Here is a 16,249-nt window from a genome sequence, read left to right as displayed (position 1 = left end):
CCTACAGATTAATCCAGATCATTTAACGGCCAGCGCACAATAAAATCTTCAAAGTCATCCATATTTACGTCTAACTCAGAGATGGTTTTATTGCGTACCGACATTTGTTTTTTGTGCATCAGGCTTTTTTTGCCGTCATTTAACAGCGGGTGCCAGTGCGGCAAGCCGCGGCCCTCGTGTAGCCGGCGGTAAGCACAGCTGGTGGGCATAAAAAAAATGTCTTTTAAGTTGTCTTTGGTTAGCGCAATACAATCAGGCACTAATACTGTGCGCTGGCTGTACTGCGTGCATTCACACTTATGGCTGTTTAAATAACGACAGGCAATATTGGTGTAGTGCACCTGCTCGTTATCATGCAGCACCGCCGTCGGGCCTTCGTCCTCGTCATCATCAATAAACTTGTTCAGGCAGCATTTGGCGCAGCCGTCACACAGCGCCTCCCACTCTTCAGTGTTCATCTGATCCAGGCTTTTGTGCTCCCAGAACCGTTCCGTTAGCGCCATAACTAATTTACCTTAGTGCTGAGGCGAAGCTGGTCCGCCAGTTGTAATTCCAGCTTGTCACCGCTGTGCAGCGGGCCCACACCGGCTGGGGTACCGGTTAGCACCACATCGCCTGGCAACAGGGTAAAATGCTGGCTCATTTCGCTAATCAGCTGATGAATACCGCGGATCATATTGGCGGTATTGCCATCCTGGCGCAGCTGACCATTCACCATTAAGCGAAACTCCAGCTGCTGCGGGTGCTGCACCTGCTCTTTACTGATAAATGGCCCCACCGGACAGGCGCCGTCAAAGCCTTTGGCAATCTCCCAGGGCCGGCCCAGTTTTTTCAGCTCGGCCTGCACATCGCGCAGGGTTAAATCCAGCGCCAGGCTGTAGCCCCAAATGGCGTTATGCACCTGGACATAGTCGGCCTGCTTTAGCGGCTTGCCAATTAACACCGCCAGCTCAGTTTCGTTATGTACCGCGCCTTGCTGCGCCGGAATGCTAAAGCCGGGCGTCAGCGCACACAAAGAGGTAGAAGGCTTAATAAAAAACAGAGCCTGCGGCGCCGTTTTGCTTTGCATCTCGGCGATGTGGTCCTGATAGTTCTGGCCAATACAGACCACTTTGCCAACCGGCAAAGCGATGGTACTGCCATCTTGTGCGAGGTGCTGATAAGGCGTCATGACTGCTCTGCTACAATAAGGTCGGCTAAATAGCCCACGCTGGTGACAAAATAATAAGACCGGTTCCAGTGCATCAGCACCTTGTAGTTATCATAGGCTAAAAAGGCCCGGCCGCCTTCGCCGTCAGGCAGTACCAGGGCGGCATTAATATCCCGCTTGGGTAATTCGGTGTTATTCAGCCGCTGTACGCCCAGTTTATTCCACTGCGCTAAGCTGCGCTCAGACTGCGCCCAGCGGCCCAGCCATTCGCTGCGCTGTAAGCTGCCGCGGGCAATGGCGTGGCTGGCATCAAAACCGGCTGGCAGCTTAACTTCACGGCCCCAGGTTTTACTGTTATCCCAGCCCTGCTGTTTTAAATAATTGGCAATAGAGGCGAACACATCCAGCTGATTGGTCCAGATATCTTTTTTACCATCGCCATCACCGTCCTGCGCATAGGCCATAAAGGAGCTGGGCATAAACTGACTTTGCCCCATAGCACCGGCCCAGGAGCCTTTCATGTCATCCAGGCTGATATGGCCTTGCGCCAGGATATCCAGCGCATGAAAAAACTCTTGTTTAAAAAAACTTTCGCGCCGGCCATCATACGCCAGTGTCACTAAGGCAGAGGGTACAGAGTAAGTGCCCATAAAGCGGCCAAAGCTGCTCTCCAGCCCCCATAGCGCGACAATAAAGCGCGGCTGCACGCCGTATTTCTGGCCAATTTTAGTCAGCTCCGGCAAATATTGCTGATAACGCTCACGCGCCATTTTGATCCGCGTTTCGCTAACGCGTTTGGGCAGATAGGTATTTAGCGTTTCAACAAACTCGGGCTGGCTTTTATCAGCCGACACCACCCGCTCATGGTATTGCAGCGAATTAAACACCGCATCAAGCAGCTCGGCTTGGTAACCCTTGCCTTGCGCCTCTTGTTTTAACGCAGCGACATAGTCAGCAAAAGCCGGCTTCTGCTGCTCGGCCAGTACATAAGGGCTGGCGACGAATAAGCTGGCACTTAGAAGCAGACGACTACAGGTGGCGCGAAATATTGCTCTAATCATAATTAAAAAGGCCTGTGAATTATTAAGACGATAGCCCCTGCTGGCTGGCTTTGTGCTGCGCAAGCAGGTTCTCCTCTGGCGGTGGCAGTTGCAGGTAGTAGCCCTGCGCAGTTAACTGTTGCCGTACCTTGTTGATATCCGCCTGCGCCAGATGTTCCCGGTTGGCTAAATTTATCAGGGTTACCAGCACAGGTGTGCCAAAGGCGGCCAGCAGCGGCTCAGGCACGGCAGAAAAATCATCCCGGCGTTCAACAAACAAATAGGTACTGTCTTTTTTCAGACTTTTATATACGGCACATAACATCGAAGAAAACCACGCCCCAACCTTGCTTAACTAAGGGCTAAACTATAACATGACCGCCAGGTGTTGCGTACCGGCAACAAGGTAGCAACGCAAATAAATCGCAGCGCCGGCGCCTGATGGCTGCCAGGCTGTAACAAACCCTAACAGTGCGCACCTTATCCTTATGTCAGATCAGTCTCTGGAATTAAAAGGCAGTTTATTTCCTTTGTCGGTGCTGTCATGCACCGACCTCAGCCTTGCGGTAGTTAAATCACAACTTGAACACAAGCTCGCGCAAGCGCCGGCGTTTTTTTATCAGGCGCCGATTGTGCTTAACCTGAGCGACAGCCAACAAACACCTGATTTTAGCGCCATTAAGCAGTTATTTAGCCAGCTTAACCTGGTGTTGGTAGGCGTTTGCGGTGCCAGCAGCGAACACAAGCAACTGGCACAGCAGGCAGGTCTGGCAGTATTACAGCTGGGGAAAACCGCCAAAGCCAGCCAAGCGGCTGAGCCGACAGCGACGGCCCCTTCGCGGCAAACCTCGGTCGTCACTAATAATGTGCCGGTGCCGATGGACAGCAAAATTGTTGAACAAACGGTACGCTCGGGCCAGCAAATTTATGCCAAAGGCGCCGACTTAGTGATTAAAGGCACCGTAGGTGCCGGTGCTGAAGTGATTGCCGATGGCAACATTCACATTTATGGTACCTTAAGAGGCAAAGCCATCGCCGGTGCAGCGGGCGATAGCAGCAAACGAATTTTTTGTTACAACCTGCAGGCCGAACTGGTGTCTATTGCCGGTAATTACTGGCTAAGCGAGAGCCTGCAGGGCAATTTTTGGGGCAAGCCTGCCTGTGTCAGGCTGCAGGACGATCAATTGGTGTTAGCGGATTTAGTATAAGGAATTTTTGATGGCAAAAATTATTGTTGTCACCTCAGGTAAAGGCGGCGTAGGCAAAACTACCTCCAGCGCCGCTATTGGCACCGGCCTGGCATTAAAAGGCCACAAAACGGTGATTATCGACTTTGATATTGGCCTTAGAAACCTGGATTTAATTATGGGCTGTGAGCGCCGGGTAGTATACGATTTTGTTAATGTGATAAACGGCGAAGCCAATTTAAAGCAAACGCTGATTAAAGATAAGCGCATCGACAACCTGTTTATTCTGCCGGCCTCACAAACCCGCGACAAAGACGCCCTGACCAAAGAGGGTGTAGAGCGGGTATTAAACGAGCTAAGCAAAGACTTCGACTTTATTTTATGTGACTCACCGGCCGGTATTGAAAGCGGCGCCATGATGGCACTGTATTTTGCCGATGAAGCTGTGGTGGTAACCAACCCGGAAGTGTCATCGGTACGCGACTCAGATCGCATTCTGGGTATGTTATCCAGCAAGTCACGCCGCGCAGAGCAAGGCCTGGATTCGATTAAAGAGCATTTGCTACTGACCCGCTACAACCCGGAGCGGGTCGAAAAAGGCGAGATGTTAAGCGTAGAAGATGTAAAAGAAATTCTGTCTATCGATTTAATTGGTGTTATTCCTGAATCACAGGCGGTGTTAAATGCCTCTAACTCAGGCCAGCCGGTGATTCTGGATAAAGACAGCGACGCCGGACAAGCATACTTAGATACGGTAGACCGCCTGCTGGGCGAAAATGTGCCTTTCCGCTTTTTAACCGTGGAGAAAAAAGGCCTGTTAAAACGGATTTTTGGAGGTTAACGCATGTCGTTACTGGATTATTTTCGTTCAAGCAAAAAAAACACCGCCAGCACCGCCAAGGAGCGGCTGCAGATTATCGTGGCGCACGAGCGCAGAAAGCGTAACAGCCCGGATTACCTGCCGCAGTTAGAGCGCGATATTTTAGAGGTGATCCGCAAGTACGTGGACATTTCACCCGAGCAAATTGCGGTATCGCTGGAGAAGCGTGACGACGAGCTATCGGTACTCGAGCTTAACGTTACCTTCCCGGATGATAAACGTTAAAAGTCACTGCCAGTAAAAAACAAAGCCCGCATAATGCGGGCTTTTTTGTGCAGCTATTAGATTGCTACTGAATTGCTGCTTGTTGTACTGGTGCAGTTAAATGTTGCTGTAGAAAGCTGTCCATCGCCTGAAAGGTTTGCAACCGGTGGCTGTTGGTACTGAGGTAATGGTCGCCGTCTTCAAGTTCGATATACTGCACGTCTTTATCGTACCGGCGCAACGCTTTGTACAAATCACGACTTTGATTGACCCGCACACTGCGATCATCAGTGCCATGAATTAACAACACCGGCAGGTTAAATTGGCGGGCAAAGGTTAATGGCGAGCGCTGCTCTAACACGTCAAAATCATCGCCAATTTGCTTTTTAACAATTTCATAGTTGGTAAAGCCACGTTGGGCTTTCACTAAGGCTTTCAGATCGCTAACTCCGGCAAAGCTTACAGCACAGCGGTATAGATCCGGCGTTTTTACTGCGCCCATCAGCGCGGCATAGCCACCATAACTGGCACCGACAATACAAATACGTTTAGCATCGGCAATACCTTTACTGATTAGCCAACGGGTGCCATCTTCTACGTCGTCCTGCATTTGTGCGCCCCAGCCCTGCAAGCCCATTTGCATAAAGTCGAAACCATAACCGTATGAGCCGCGAAAGTTCATTTGCAACACCGCATAACCACGGTTGGCAAAAAACTGTGTCCAGTAATCAAAACCGTCATCGTCAAACGAAATAGGGCCGCCGTGCGGAAAAATAATCGTTGGCAGCGCGCCCTGAGTGTACCCGAGCGGCGTGGTTAAAAAGCCTTCGATCGTCAGGCCATCGCGGGCCTGATAGCTGATAGTCTGTTTAGCTACCATCTGCTCAGGCGGTAACTGGGCAAACTTGGCGGTTAAGTATTCCAGGCTTTTGGCTTTACGATCGCCGAGCAAGTAAATGCCGGCATTGGTTTGGCTGCTGCTTAACACGATATAGCGGTTTTGATCATGGCTCATGCTGATAATGCTGTTTTCAGCGTCCGGTAGCGCTTTATCCAGGGCACGCTGAAAGGTGCGGTACTTATCGTCAATATACTCATCGGCAATAGCAATGATCTTGTTATCCTGCCAGGAGTAGCTGATGTCGGCCGGCACATCATAATTGGCATCGGCTTTGACCAACTGTAAAGCTAAATCGGTACTGCTCAGGTCAACTGTAAAAATGGCTTTGCGACCATCATGGTAGGCTGACACATAAAGAATGTTGGGATCGGCATCAAAGCCAATCGGCCAGATAGCCTGCTCGGAAAATGCTTCGAACTGCCACAGCAGCCGAAACTCGTTACTCTCAGCCAGCCGTTGCTTGATTTGAAACTGTTTGTCTTCTCGAAATACCGCGATGCGCGGAGTATGACTGCGATCCGCCACCCAATCAATCAGGTTTTCCCGGCTATGCGCAATAACTTCAGCAATTTCACCGGCCAGATTAATTTTTACGACGCTCGTGCCCATGCCATAACTCAGCCCATCCAGCGCCAGCAAAAAATGCTCTTCATCTTCAGGCATTAAAGCAACAATCTCTGATTGAAACTGTGGCGTACGCACTAACTTGCGTTGTAACTGACCTCTTACAGCATTATAGTTTTTGCCGGTGTTAACATCGACCACCACCAGCCGGGTTTCCGTGACCGGTGTACCATAACGGTGCGATGCATAAGCCGCTTTAACCAACAGCTGACGGTTATTAGCCCATACGACCGAGAAAATATTCAGTTCACGGGTATCGGCTTTCATCAAAAACTTCTGTTCGCCGCTTTCAAGATCAACCAGTTTTAGCAACACCAGCTGCTCTTTGTCGGTTTCCAGCCGTTGGATCATCGACAGTTTATTGCCATCAGGAGACAGTTTAAGCATGTCAATGGCGGGTGCACTGGCAAAAGCTTCCACCGGCAACTGCCCAGCATAAACAGTGCTACTTAACAAGGCGCCAATTAATAACGCCCGGACAAAAAGTGAGTTCAAGGTTAACGTTCCTGTTATCAGTATTTTCACCGCAGCAAGGTAGCAAAATGCTTGCATACTGGCAAAATATTTCACAGCCGTTAACAGTAAAAACAAAGCCCGCACAAGGCGGGCTTTCGCTTAACAGGACCTTCTGTTATTTAATTTTACGGCTGGATGAAATCGTCCATTAAAATTAACCCTACATCCGCGGTTAAACCTTCACCGTCACGCGCTATCGCGGTGTAAATGCTGTTGGCTTCCAGCGTTAGTGTCACCGGGCCAATGGCGGCAGTTTTGCTACCTGCAGGTGTTACCGTAACCACATAGTCACCGGCAGCTAATGATACATAACCGGTCTCGGCTTTAAACGACACATCGGCAAAAGCGGGTGTGGCTTCGCTGATATCATTGGTCGCGGTGACGTAAATATCTACATTACCGGCCAAAGTAGAACCGTGCACAATACGCACCTGCGCTTCAGTGGCGATACGGCGTGGCATATCGGCTAACACCAGCGGCTCGATGCTATCTTCACCTAAGGAGCCCACGGCCAATACGCTGTAGAAGGCACTGGCTTCCAGTGTTAAGTCTGCATCAATCACCACTACGCTGTTATCAGCATCGGCTGCAACTTTGACGTTGTAAGTGTCTGGTGCCACTGCCGCATAGTCGGTAAAGTCCGGGAAGGCTAAAGCGTCTACCAGTGTAATGGCATCGTTAACAATCACATCGACCGCAGGCGCGTCTGATACGTTGTGTACTACACGGACAGAGGAAGTGGCATTAATATCCAGAATGTCCATCTCACTGCCATCCTGGCCTACTGCCAGTAGCGATATTGGCGACGCACCTGAGAAGCGGGTATCTACGGCAGCTACCACTAAATCGGTGCCTGCGGTTGATAAATCAAGCGCACCGCTGTCAAATACCACAGTGTCAGTACCCGGCAGAGCTACCCTTACCTGATATTCGCCCGGGTCGACTTCAACGTAGTCTGTAGCGTCTTTATACATCAGCGTTGCCAGTGGCGTGCCAAGCTCTGCATCAGGCGCGGTGACGTGAATATCTACTTCAGGCGCGGTAGAGGCAGCATGCACTACCTGCAAGCGGATTTTGCCTTCGGCTACATCCTCTACAGTACCTGTGACCACGATGGGCTCTAAGGTCTCTTCAGCCACTTTACCCACCGCGAATACGGTGTAACGCACCGCTTCTTCCAGCGTTAAATCCAGCGGGCCAATAACAGTGGCAGTTTCATCGCCCGGCAGTAAGGCGTCGACCGCTATGCTGTAGGTTGCCGGTGGCAGCGACAGTACATCCGATGCCTCACCAAACGGCAAACCTTCAATCACCGCTTCGCCGTTAGCCAATACGTTAACGTCCGGTGCGTCAATAGAGGTGTGTACTACCTGCACACTGGCATTCACTACTGTTGGCGGCGGTGGTGGCGGTGGAGGTGACGGCAACGGATCTGAGTCATCATCCAAAAAACAGCCGGTTAACGACAGCGACAGTACTGCAGGTAAAGCAAAGATTTTTATTCCTTTCATTGTTGAAACCCTTCAGTTTGTGGATTGCTGAAGAGTTACGCCAGTGAAATTAAGCCGGATCAGGAAAACAGCCTGTTAAAAAGTGGACAAATTAATGCAAAAAATGCACTGATCCGTGTTGTACATCCAGACGTTTATAACTGGTTCAACTGTTGATATGGGCCGGTTTGGGTAAAAACGGCAGTAACAGCGAAGCACGCCAGCCCTGCATAAACTCCGGTACCGGTAGCATAGCGCGCTGCTCATCAGACACCCGCCAACACCAGTTTAAATATTCGTTCAGTTGTCTTTTCACCGCCAGAAACTCTGCAGGAATTTGCTGCGCCGCTGCTGCTGCTTTAATGGCTTTGCTCAGCTGCTCGCTGGTTTCTTTATAACCGGCAAAGTCGTGCTGGTGATAAAAACGCTGCGGGCATTGCTCAAGTGGTAAGGCTTTGGCATCACTGATAAGCTCCACCAGCGTTTTGGCATGCCGGCGTATTTCCCGCGGCGGTAAACCGGGTACATTTAATAAACTCTCGGCTGTTGCCGGGCGACGTTTTGCCAGCTCAACTAACTGGATGTCTTTTAATATCAGCCCCAGTGCTAAGTCTTTTTCTACCGCGTAGCTGTAGCGCCAGGCTGTCAACTCCCTAAGCACCGCCAGTTCGCGCGGGCTTAGCTGCCAGCTGTTTTTAATTTCCAGATATTTAAATGCCAGTGGCACTTGCTGGCTGCGCCGGCGGATCAATTGCTCGCCTTCTTGCAGCAGCAGCGCCTGATGTTGCGTTGACAGCAACTGACACAGTTTGTCATACAACGGGTATAAAAAGTGCACGTCGTTGGCGGCGTAGCGTAATTGTGTCTCGGTTAATGGCCGGGCCAGCCAGTCGGTACGCGACTCACTTTTATCCAGCACTTCGCCACTTAGCTGTTCTACCAGCCGGGCATAGCCAACACTGGCGCCCCAGCCCAAGAGCTCTGCGGCCAGTTGAGTGTCAAACAACGGGCTGATCTGGCTGATGCCAATAGTGGCCAGGGCGTCTAAATCTTCACTGCATGAGTGTAATAATTTCACCACCGCGGTATCGGCGCACAACTGCTGTAACGGCTGCCAGTCGGAGATCGTAAGCGGATCGACCAATGCCAAAGCCTTGCCGTCAAACAGCTGAATTAAACCTAGCTTTGGCAAAAAAGTGCTCTGGCGGATAAACTCAGTGTCCAGCGCCAACAGTTTACTGCCAGCCACTTGCTGGCAATATGCCGCCAGTGCCTGATTATCTGTGATTAACGAAGTCATGCCTTACCTGTAATACCCTGGCTGAAATAAAAAACCGGCATTAAAGCCGGTTTTCGTCTTACTCAGCGTTAGCCGCGTAACTCTCGGCGTAAAATTTTACCCACATTGGTTTTGGGTAATTCTGTGCGGAATTCTACCAGTTTAGGCACTTTATAGCCCGTTAAATGTTGCCGGCAATGCTGGATCACTTCCTGCTCGGTCAGGCTGGCGTCCTTCTTCACCACAAATACCTTAACAGCTTCGCCGGTAGCTTCGTTTGGCACACCCACTGCCGCCACTTCCAATACTTTGTCGATCATGGCCACTACTTCTTCTATTTCGTTCGGATACACATTAAAGCCCGACACTAAAATCATGTCTTTTTTCCGATCGACTATATAGAAAAAGCCTTCTTCGTCCATACGGGCTATATCACCGGTGTATAGCCAGCCGTCTTTCAGCACTTTAGCGGTCTCTTCCGGCCGGTTTAAATAACCCAGCATCACTTGCGGGCCCTTTACCAACATTTCGCCGGGTTCACCGGCTGGCACGTCATTACCTGCCTCATCAACCAGACGAATATCGGTGGAAGGCGCAGGCAGGCCGATGCTGCCATTAAAGCTGTCTAAATCGTACGGGCTTACCGTCACCAGCGGGCAGCATTCGGTTAAGCCGTACCCTTCTACCAGTCGGGTACCGGTCACTTTTTGCCAGCGCTCGGCAACTGGCCGCTGCACCGCCATACCGCCGCCTAAGGATAACTTAAGCGTGCTGAAATTCAGCTCGGCAAAGCCTGGTGTATTCAGTAAGCCGTTAAACAGCGTATTTACCCCGGTAATGGCGGTAAAGGGGAATTTCGCCAGCTCTTTAACAAAACCGGGCATGTCGCGCGGGTTGGTAATCAGCAGGTTGGTGCCGCCGTATTTAAAGAAGGTAAAGAAATTCGCCGTTAAGGCAAAGATATGATACAGCGGCAGCGCGGTAACCACATACTCACCACCTTTAACCAGAAAGCTGTCCAGACAGCCGCTGACCTGCTCCAGGTTACCCACCATATTGCGGTGCGTTAACATCGCACCCTTCGACACGCCGGTCGTGCCACCGGTATATTGTAAAAAGGCAATATCGCTGCCCTGCAGCTGTGGCTTGTTGTAAGACTGCCCGGCCCCCTGCTTTAGGACATCATTAAAGCGAACAAACTTACTTAATGTATAGGCCGGTACCAGCTTTTTCACATGCCGTACCACCAAATTGACAATGCTGCCTTTAACAAAGCCCAGTCTGTCGCCCATGGTGGTTAGGATTACATGCTCAAGTTTCACTTTGCTTTCAATAGCTTGCAAAGTGTGCGCGAAGTTTTCTACTATAACAATGGCTTTTGCCTTAGAGTCGTTCAGCTGATGCTCCAGCTCTCGGGGTGTATAAAGCGGGTTTACGTTTACCACCACACAGCCGGCACGCAGCACCCCCATCAAGGCAATGGGGTATTGCAGCAGGTTTGGCATCATGATGGCAACGGCATCGCCTTTTTTCAGCCCCAGTGTGCTTTGCAGGTAAGCGGCAAAGGCAGTGCTTTGCTGGTCCAGTTCGCGGTAGCTGATGCTTTTACCCATATTGATAAAAGCCGTTTTGTCCGGATACTGCGCAATGCTTTGTTCAAAAATATCTAGTAATGACGGGTAATGATCGGCATTTATTTCTGCAGGTACGCCTGACGGGTAACGTTTTAACCAAACTCTATCCACCGTCCTCTCCTCTTGTCTAAGGTTATTATTTTATAGATATAAAACCATGCCGGCGCAATCTGCTGCTGCGCTTATATTTTACAGCGGGTTTTATTTGAGTTATTACTCTAACGGCTAATCATCCCACAATTGCTTTGTTAACACAATTGCACTCATCTCTGCAGCGGTTTGATAAATTTCAGCGTCATTCTGTCGCTCTCACCGATGGCCAGATACTTCTGACGATCGTCTTGCCCCATCGCCAGGGTTGGCGGCAGTGCATACACGCCTTTGGGATAATCTTTTGTGTCTTTCGGGTTGGCGTTTATCTCGCTGGTTTGCAGCAGTTGAAAACCGGCACGCTCTGCCGCTTCAATGACATAAGCTTCATCCAGATAGCCTTCTACGGCAGAGCTGGAGATATCAGACAACCGGGCAGCTCTGTGTTCCACCATACCCAAGACGCCACCAGGTTTTAACGCCTGAAACAGGCTTTGCAAGGTAGCGAATAAGTGGCCACTTTCATTCCAGATATGGGCATTGCGAAAGGTTAGCACCAGATCAAACTGCTCTGTCACGGCCGGTGAAAATAATGGTGGCTCCAGTTCTATCAGCGTAGGTGTACCAAAATAGTCGCTATTATCCGCTAACCGCTGCGCCAAACGTTCACTGACTTTTGCCCAAAAAATACTGCGTTCGTCTTTTAATGAACCATCATTATGGCGAAACTGCGCCAGCGTTAACTGGCCCTGCTGTTTTAAATAGGGTGCCAGTATTTCGGTATACCAGCCGTGGGCAGGCCACACTTCCAGTACCGACATCTGTGAGGTGATACCAAAAAATTCTAAGGTTGCTACCGGATTACGGTAAACATTGCGAGCTCTGTGCTGTGCACTTCGCTGCTCGCTGTCAGCCAGCTGTTGCAGAAGCACTGTATCCGGCTCTGCGGCTATGCTTGCGCCGCTTAGGCAGCAGCCGGTGAATAACATGGCTGTGATAACTGTCTTTGTTTTCGTTATTAGTGACATACAATACACCTTACTGATGACTTGCGATTGCCTCGGTGTGGTCAATACGACGACAACGACTACATTTCCATCTTTTCGATTGTTCAGTTTTCATTCAGTTCCATCTGATGTGGTTAAATAAACCCTTATTGACAACACTAAGCCGATGAATTGGGTTATCTGTCGACGGTGGTTTGTTTAACTCAGGCTATAAAGTACACTAGCTCACCAGAACATCAAGCAAATTTGAGGTAAGGCTCTATGCGCCGTCATCTGTTATCCCTGTCATTATTTGTCGCCCCGGTGGTCGCGCTGGCTGCGCCGAAAAATATTATTTACATGATTGGCGATGGTATGGGCCCGTCTTACCTGTCGGCTTACCGTTATTTCAGTGATGATAAAACTACAGCCGAAGTAGAGAACACCATTTTCGACCAGCTGTGGCTGGGCATGGCGACCACTAACCCGGACGATGATACTTATGTTACCGACTCTGCCGCAGGCGCAACGGCGCTGGCAACCGGGGTAAAAAGTTATAACGGCGCTATAGCTGTAAACCGCCAGCACGTGCCAATTGGCACCATGATGCAACTGGCCAAAACGCTGGGCAAAGCCAATGGTATTGTTGCCAGCTCACAAATAAACCACGCTACACCAGCGTCATTTTTAGCGCACAATAAAAGCCGGCGTAACTACGATGCAATCGCCGATATGTATCTGGATTATCGCATTAATGGCAAACCGGTAGCCGATGTGATGATAGGCGGCGGTACTAAGTATTTTGTGCGTAAAGACCGAAACCTGATCAACGAGTTTAAACAACTGGGCTATCAGTACACCGACGACTACACCCAGCTTGACACTATTACCAAAGCCCCTGCCATGATGTTACTGGCTGAAACAGCTTTACCCGCCAAATTAAACAGTGGTTTTGATGCCATGCTGGCCCCGCTGACAGAAAAAGCACTGGCGCTATTAACCCCGGCCGAAAAAGGCTTTGTATTAATGGTAGAAGGTAGCCAGATTGACTGGTGTGGCCATGATAACGATATCGCCTGCGCCATGGCAGAAATGGACGATTTTGCCAAAGCGATAGCCGTCGCTAAAGCCTATGTCGATAAACACCCTGATACCTTGCTGGTTATCACGGCAGATCACGAGACAGGTGGTTTATCTTTAGGCGCGGCAGGTGAATACCAGTGGCTGCCCGAGGTCGTACGCAAGGTAAAAGCCACCGGCAGAAGCATTGCCAAACAGCTTAAACAAGCAGAGTCAGACAGCGCAGCGCTGGCACTGTGGGCCGAGCTTACCGCTATTAACCTGAGCGCAGAAGAACAAGCCAGTTTACTGGCAACACGCCAGCAAGACGAAACGGCGCTGCGCAACCTGTCTAATCAGTTAGTGGCGAAATATTCCTACACCGGCTGGACCACCGGCGGCCACACCGCAGCCGATGTGGCGGTACTGGCTTATGGCAAAAACGCCAAAGATTTTGCCGGCTTTCAGGATAATACCCAGATCGCAAAAAAACTGATGCAGATGATTCAGCAGACCAAATAACAGTTTGATTAAAGAGGCTATGCCATGCGCCCGATTTATTGCATTTTGATACTGCTGATGCTGGTTGGCTGTAACCGAAATGAAGTGGCTGATGTGTCATTAGGCGTTTTTACCACCAAAGATATTAAAATCGACGCCTTTAGCGATCCCATCGTGACAGGCGTGACCTGTCATGTGTCCAGTATTGAAGCCAATCTTGACTTTGCTGATCCGTCCGACAGTGCTATTGCCTGTCGTCAAACCGGCGCGATTACGGCTGAGATGATTGCGCAAATAGACAAAAGCAAAAACGGTGAAGTGTTGTTTACCAAGTCCAAAAGCATCTTCTTTAAAAGCATGAAGATACGCCGCATCTATGATGCGCAAAACCAGACGCTGATGTATTTGTCTTACGCCACCAAAGAAACGTCCGGCAGCTTTAAACACAGCCTGTCTACCGTGCCGCTGTGGGGAACGGAAGCTTATGGTACAGCGAAGGGACAATAACGAGCGTGTAAGCTGGTATCTGTTTAGCCTTTTATATCGTCAAACAGTGCATCCAGTGCCGCCTTTGATTCAATTGCCATACCTTCGCCACGGCTCCATTGTTCGGAGCCAACAGGCTTTGATTGTCATACATGGATAAACAAAAGATAACTGCCGCTATCTGGTGTGCAGCAATTTGGTATCTAGCAAAACGGGCAGGTGCGACGTGGCATAGCAATGCTTACATTCAAGCTGCATGAGGTGAGATATCTTTGCGGATTTGCTCACCACTTTGCTGCTCGGCCAGTTTAAGGTCGTATATCGCCTGCAGATTAAGCCAGCTTTGGGCATCGCCGCCAAAATAGCGAGCCAGCCGAAGTGCTGTGTCAGCAGTAACACCGCGTTTTTCACGCACTATTTCATTGATCCGCGCAGGTGTTACCCGTAGCGCCTGAGCCAAGGCATTGGCACTCATATTTAGTGGTAACAAATAATCTTCACGCAATACTTCACCAGGGTGCACTGCGCGCATGCCGTTTTTAAACATAACTCCCCCCGTTAGTGATAATCGACAATTTCAACGTCCCATGCATTACCGTCATCCCAGCGGAAACACAGCCGCCATTGCTCATTAATGCGAATGCTATACTGCCCTGCACGGTTACCCTTTAAAGATTCCAGCCTATTTCCGGGTGGGCTACGCAAAAAATCTAATGTTGTTGCAGCCTCTAACTGAGTTAACTTGCGCGTGGCAACTTTTACCATAGCGGACCACCGGTTGGATTTACCGGTTTCAAACAGTTGTTGTGTATCCGCACATTTAAAACTCTTGATTATAACCAATCATATATCGATAATCGATAAACTGCAAACTCACATTTTACACTACAAACGAGTCGGTCTTAGCCATTAAAAACCCCGGCGCGCTGGCCGGGGTTTTGGCCATTACTGCAACACGCTAACCGCTTAGCGATACGCTTCCGGGCTTGGGCAGGAACAGATCAGGTTACGGTCGCCGTATACATCATCAATACGGGTTACCGTTGGCCAGAATTTGTTTTCTGCCACTAAGGCTACCGGGAAGGCGGCGTACTAGTACCCGTGAGTAATCAAGGTCAAAAGGCGCGATAAACACGCCCCTAGTTTAACTGCCAAAAACGCACTTCACCGGCGGTGAAATAACAGCTGCGACTGCAGGTAAGGTAATCATTTGAGGGTTGCAGCAAGTCGATATGGCCGCCGGAGTAACTGGGGATACGCATAAACGATACTATGCCCTTTTTGTCGTAAAGCGATTGTGGGCCTGCGGCACTACTGGTATCAAAAGGAAAAACTTCGGGTTGGCCGAGGTGGCGGATAAGCCAGTCTGATAAACGGTTTTGCCCCGGCTCTATCCATTTGCCTTTAAGATCCCCTTTTTTAACTTGTACACGGCCAGATACCGTCATACCCGCCTCAATCAGTGCCAGGCTCATTCTAACCGCGCAGGTATTGGCCCACTCCGGCCGGCCAATGAGATCGCCCCAACCAAGCAATTGATAAAGTTCTGTTGTTTCATAAGCATTGTATTTTTCATACGCATCGGCAACGGCTTGGTATTTGATAACTGACATAACGCATCCCTACTTAAGTTAGTTACAAGGAAATAAAATTTTCAACTTAGCTGCCAGCAATACTGCGGAGTTAGCTGTAGCGGCAGATTTCTTCTGCTGCAAATCATGTTGCAGCTCAGCTAACAGCTGCTGATTAACCTCATGCGGTGGAATATTAGATGCTACTACACACCAGCTTTGTCCTTCGCCACTGTCAATAACACCGGCCAGATACATGGCAAGCTGATCATTGGCGATACCCTTTGTTGCCTGCGCTGAAAATGTTGGAGGTAAAGGTGTAACAGGATTACCATTTGCTAGAGCTTGCAGACGATCAAGCGGTACTCTGGCACTCTGTTCATTAGTACCAAATGCAGCACAGCTTACCAGTGCAGTAAACAAGGAGGTTGTAACCACAAATCGACGAATTGACATAGGAAAGCTCAGATAGACTAATATGATTCGAAATTCTGCCCTATAGCCACCTTAATTAAAACCATTAATTCACATATTTTATACAAAAATTGCATTTATTTAGGGCCGGTAGTCTTTCACCAACTGATAAAAAACCCCGGCACGCTGGCCCAATACTGTTCACTTAAGCGGTGACGCTTTGTGGTTAACCGGATA

Annotated in this window: 18 protein-coding genes; 5 read left to right on the top strand and 13 right to left on the bottom strand. The window is 49.7% G+C overall.

All coding sequences use genetic code 11. From position 1 onward, the window contains the following. Positions 1-8: 8 nt before the first annotated feature. The 4 genes from RNAN_RS01645 to RNAN_RS01630 are packed head-to-tail and all read right to left on the bottom strand — an operon-like array spanning position 9 to position 2,515. Positions 9-503, bottom strand: a complete 495-nt coding sequence (locus RNAN_RS01645) for a YcgN family cysteine cluster protein (RefSeq protein ID WP_008218088.1) — start codon at positions 501-503, stop codon at positions 9-11. A gap of 2 nt (positions 504-505) precedes the next feature. Then, complete coding sequence (locus RNAN_RS01640; protein WP_008218087.1) at positions 506-1,171, bottom strand: fumarylacetoacetate hydrolase family protein; 666 nt, start codon at positions 1,169-1,171, stop codon at positions 506-508. After that, positions 1,168-2,211 carry a lytic murein transglycosylase gene (locus RNAN_RS01635; protein WP_008218086.1) on the bottom strand — a complete coding sequence of 348 codons (1,044 nt, stop codon included), beginning with the start codon at positions 2,209-2,211 and terminating at the stop codon, positions 1,168-1,170. Before RNAN_RS01635 ends, RNAN_RS01640 begins: the two co-directional genes overlap by 4 nt. Before the next feature lie 22 nt (positions 2,212-2,233). Beyond that, on the bottom strand, positions 2,234-2,515 hold the full coding sequence (locus RNAN_RS01630; RefSeq protein ID WP_008218085.1) for a YcgL domain-containing protein: 282 nt from the start codon (positions 2,513-2,515) through the stop codon (positions 2,234-2,236). A gap of 163 nt (positions 2,516-2,678) precedes the next feature. Between RNAN_RS01630 and minC the strand changes: the two genes are divergently transcribed. Genes minC through minE form a run of 3 tightly spaced genes read left to right on the top strand, consistent with a single transcriptional unit; the run spans position 2,679 to position 4,482 of the window. Then, the gene (gene minC, locus RNAN_RS01625) at positions 2,679-3,398 is read left to right on the top strand and encodes a septum site-determining protein MinC (RefSeq protein WP_008218084.1); all 720 of its coding nucleotides are present in this window, start codon (positions 2,679-2,681) and stop codon (positions 3,396-3,398) included. 10 nt (positions 3,399-3,408) lie between these two features. Then, positions 3,409-4,218: a septum site-determining protein MinD gene (minD, locus tag RNAN_RS01620; protein ID WP_008218082.1), complete on the top strand. Its 810-nt coding sequence runs from the start codon at positions 3,409-3,411 to the stop codon at positions 4,216-4,218. A 3-nt stretch (positions 4,219-4,221) separates the two neighbouring features. Further along, positions 4,222-4,482 carry a cell division topological specificity factor MinE gene (gene minE, locus RNAN_RS01615; protein ID WP_008218081.1) on the top strand — a complete coding sequence of 87 codons (261 nt, stop codon included), beginning with the start codon at positions 4,222-4,224 and terminating at the stop codon, positions 4,480-4,482. A gap of 64 nt (positions 4,483-4,546) precedes the next feature. Here the strand turns inward: minE and RNAN_RS01610 are convergent, their stop codons facing one another. From RNAN_RS01610 to RNAN_RS01590, 5 genes are all read right to left on the bottom strand, one after another. Continuing rightward, positions 4,547-6,481 carry an alpha/beta hydrolase family protein gene (locus RNAN_RS01610; RefSeq protein ID WP_237739875.1) on the bottom strand — a complete coding sequence of 645 codons (1,935 nt, stop codon included), beginning with the start codon at positions 6,479-6,481 and terminating at the stop codon, positions 4,547-4,549. Between the two features lie 146 nt (positions 6,482-6,627). Then, entirely contained in the window at positions 6,628-8,013 is a 1,386-nt protein-coding gene (locus tag RNAN_RS01605) for a DUF4397 domain-containing protein (RefSeq protein ID WP_008218078.1), read from the bottom strand. A 145-nt stretch (positions 8,014-8,158) separates the two neighbouring features. Then, the gene (gene rnd, locus RNAN_RS01600; RefSeq protein WP_008218074.1) at positions 8,159-9,292 is read right to left on the bottom strand and encodes a ribonuclease D; all 1,134 of its coding nucleotides are present in this window, start codon (positions 9,290-9,292) and stop codon (positions 8,159-8,161) included. A 68-nt stretch (positions 9,293-9,360) separates the two neighbouring features. Then, a complete protein-coding gene (gene fadD, locus RNAN_RS01595) occupies positions 9,361-11,016 on the bottom strand; it encodes a long-chain-fatty-acid--CoA ligase FadD (protein ID WP_008218073.1) in 1,656 nt (551 codons plus the stop codon). A gap of 152 nt (positions 11,017-11,168) precedes the next feature. Then, a complete protein-coding gene (locus RNAN_RS01590) occupies positions 11,169-12,023 on the bottom strand; it encodes a class I SAM-dependent methyltransferase (protein WP_040551439.1) in 855 nt (284 codons plus the stop codon). A gap of 240 nt (positions 12,024-12,263) precedes the next feature. On the opposite strand from RNAN_RS01590, the gene RNAN_RS01585 reads away from it, so the two are divergent. Continuing rightward, positions 12,264-13,562 (top strand): alkaline phosphatase, encoded by a 1,299-nt coding sequence (locus RNAN_RS01585; protein ID WP_008218070.1) that lies wholly within the window; start codon positions 12,264-12,266, stop codon positions 13,560-13,562. A 24-nt stretch (positions 13,563-13,586) separates the two neighbouring features. Next, positions 13,587-14,048 carry a CreA family protein gene (locus RNAN_RS01580; RefSeq protein ID WP_008218069.1) on the top strand — a complete coding sequence of 154 codons (462 nt, stop codon included), beginning with the start codon at positions 13,587-13,589 and terminating at the stop codon, positions 14,046-14,048. Positions 14,049-14,274: 226 nt separating this feature from the next. Here RNAN_RS01580 and RNAN_RS01575 read toward each other — a convergent pair whose 3' ends face one another. The 4 genes from RNAN_RS01575 to RNAN_RS19045 all read right to left on the bottom strand — a co-directional run bounded on the left by RNAN_RS01575 (position 14,275) and on the right by RNAN_RS19045 (position 16,021). After that, positions 14,275-14,574, bottom strand: coding sequence for a HigA family addiction module antitoxin (locus tag RNAN_RS01575; RefSeq protein ID WP_008218068.1), 300 nt, complete (start codon positions 14,572-14,574; stop codon positions 14,275-14,277). Between the two features lie 11 nt (positions 14,575-14,585). Further along, positions 14,586-14,864, bottom strand: coding sequence for a type II toxin-antitoxin system RelE/ParE family toxin (locus RNAN_RS01570; RefSeq protein WP_040551491.1), 279 nt, complete (start codon positions 14,862-14,864; stop codon positions 14,586-14,588). A 302-nt stretch (positions 14,865-15,166) separates the two neighbouring features. Further along, positions 15,167-15,640 carry a T6SS effector amidase Tae4 family protein gene (locus RNAN_RS01565; protein WP_008218054.1) on the bottom strand — a complete coding sequence of 158 codons (474 nt, stop codon included), beginning with the start codon at positions 15,638-15,640 and terminating at the stop codon, positions 15,167-15,169. An 18-nt stretch (positions 15,641-15,658) separates the two neighbouring features. Next, positions 15,659-16,021 carry a Rap1a/Tai family immunity protein gene (locus RNAN_RS19045; protein WP_148275630.1) on the bottom strand — a complete coding sequence of 121 codons (363 nt, stop codon included), beginning with the start codon at positions 16,019-16,021 and terminating at the stop codon, positions 15,659-15,661. Between the last annotated feature and the right edge of the window lie 228 nt (positions 16,022-16,249).

Source organism: Rheinheimera nanhaiensis E407-8 (assembly GCF_000296695.1).
In the GTDB taxonomy this organism is placed as follows: Bacteria; Pseudomonadota; Gammaproteobacteria; order Enterobacterales; family Alteromonadaceae; genus Alishewanella; species Alishewanella nanhaiensis.
This window is presented reverse-complemented; position numbering and strand designations above follow the sequence as displayed.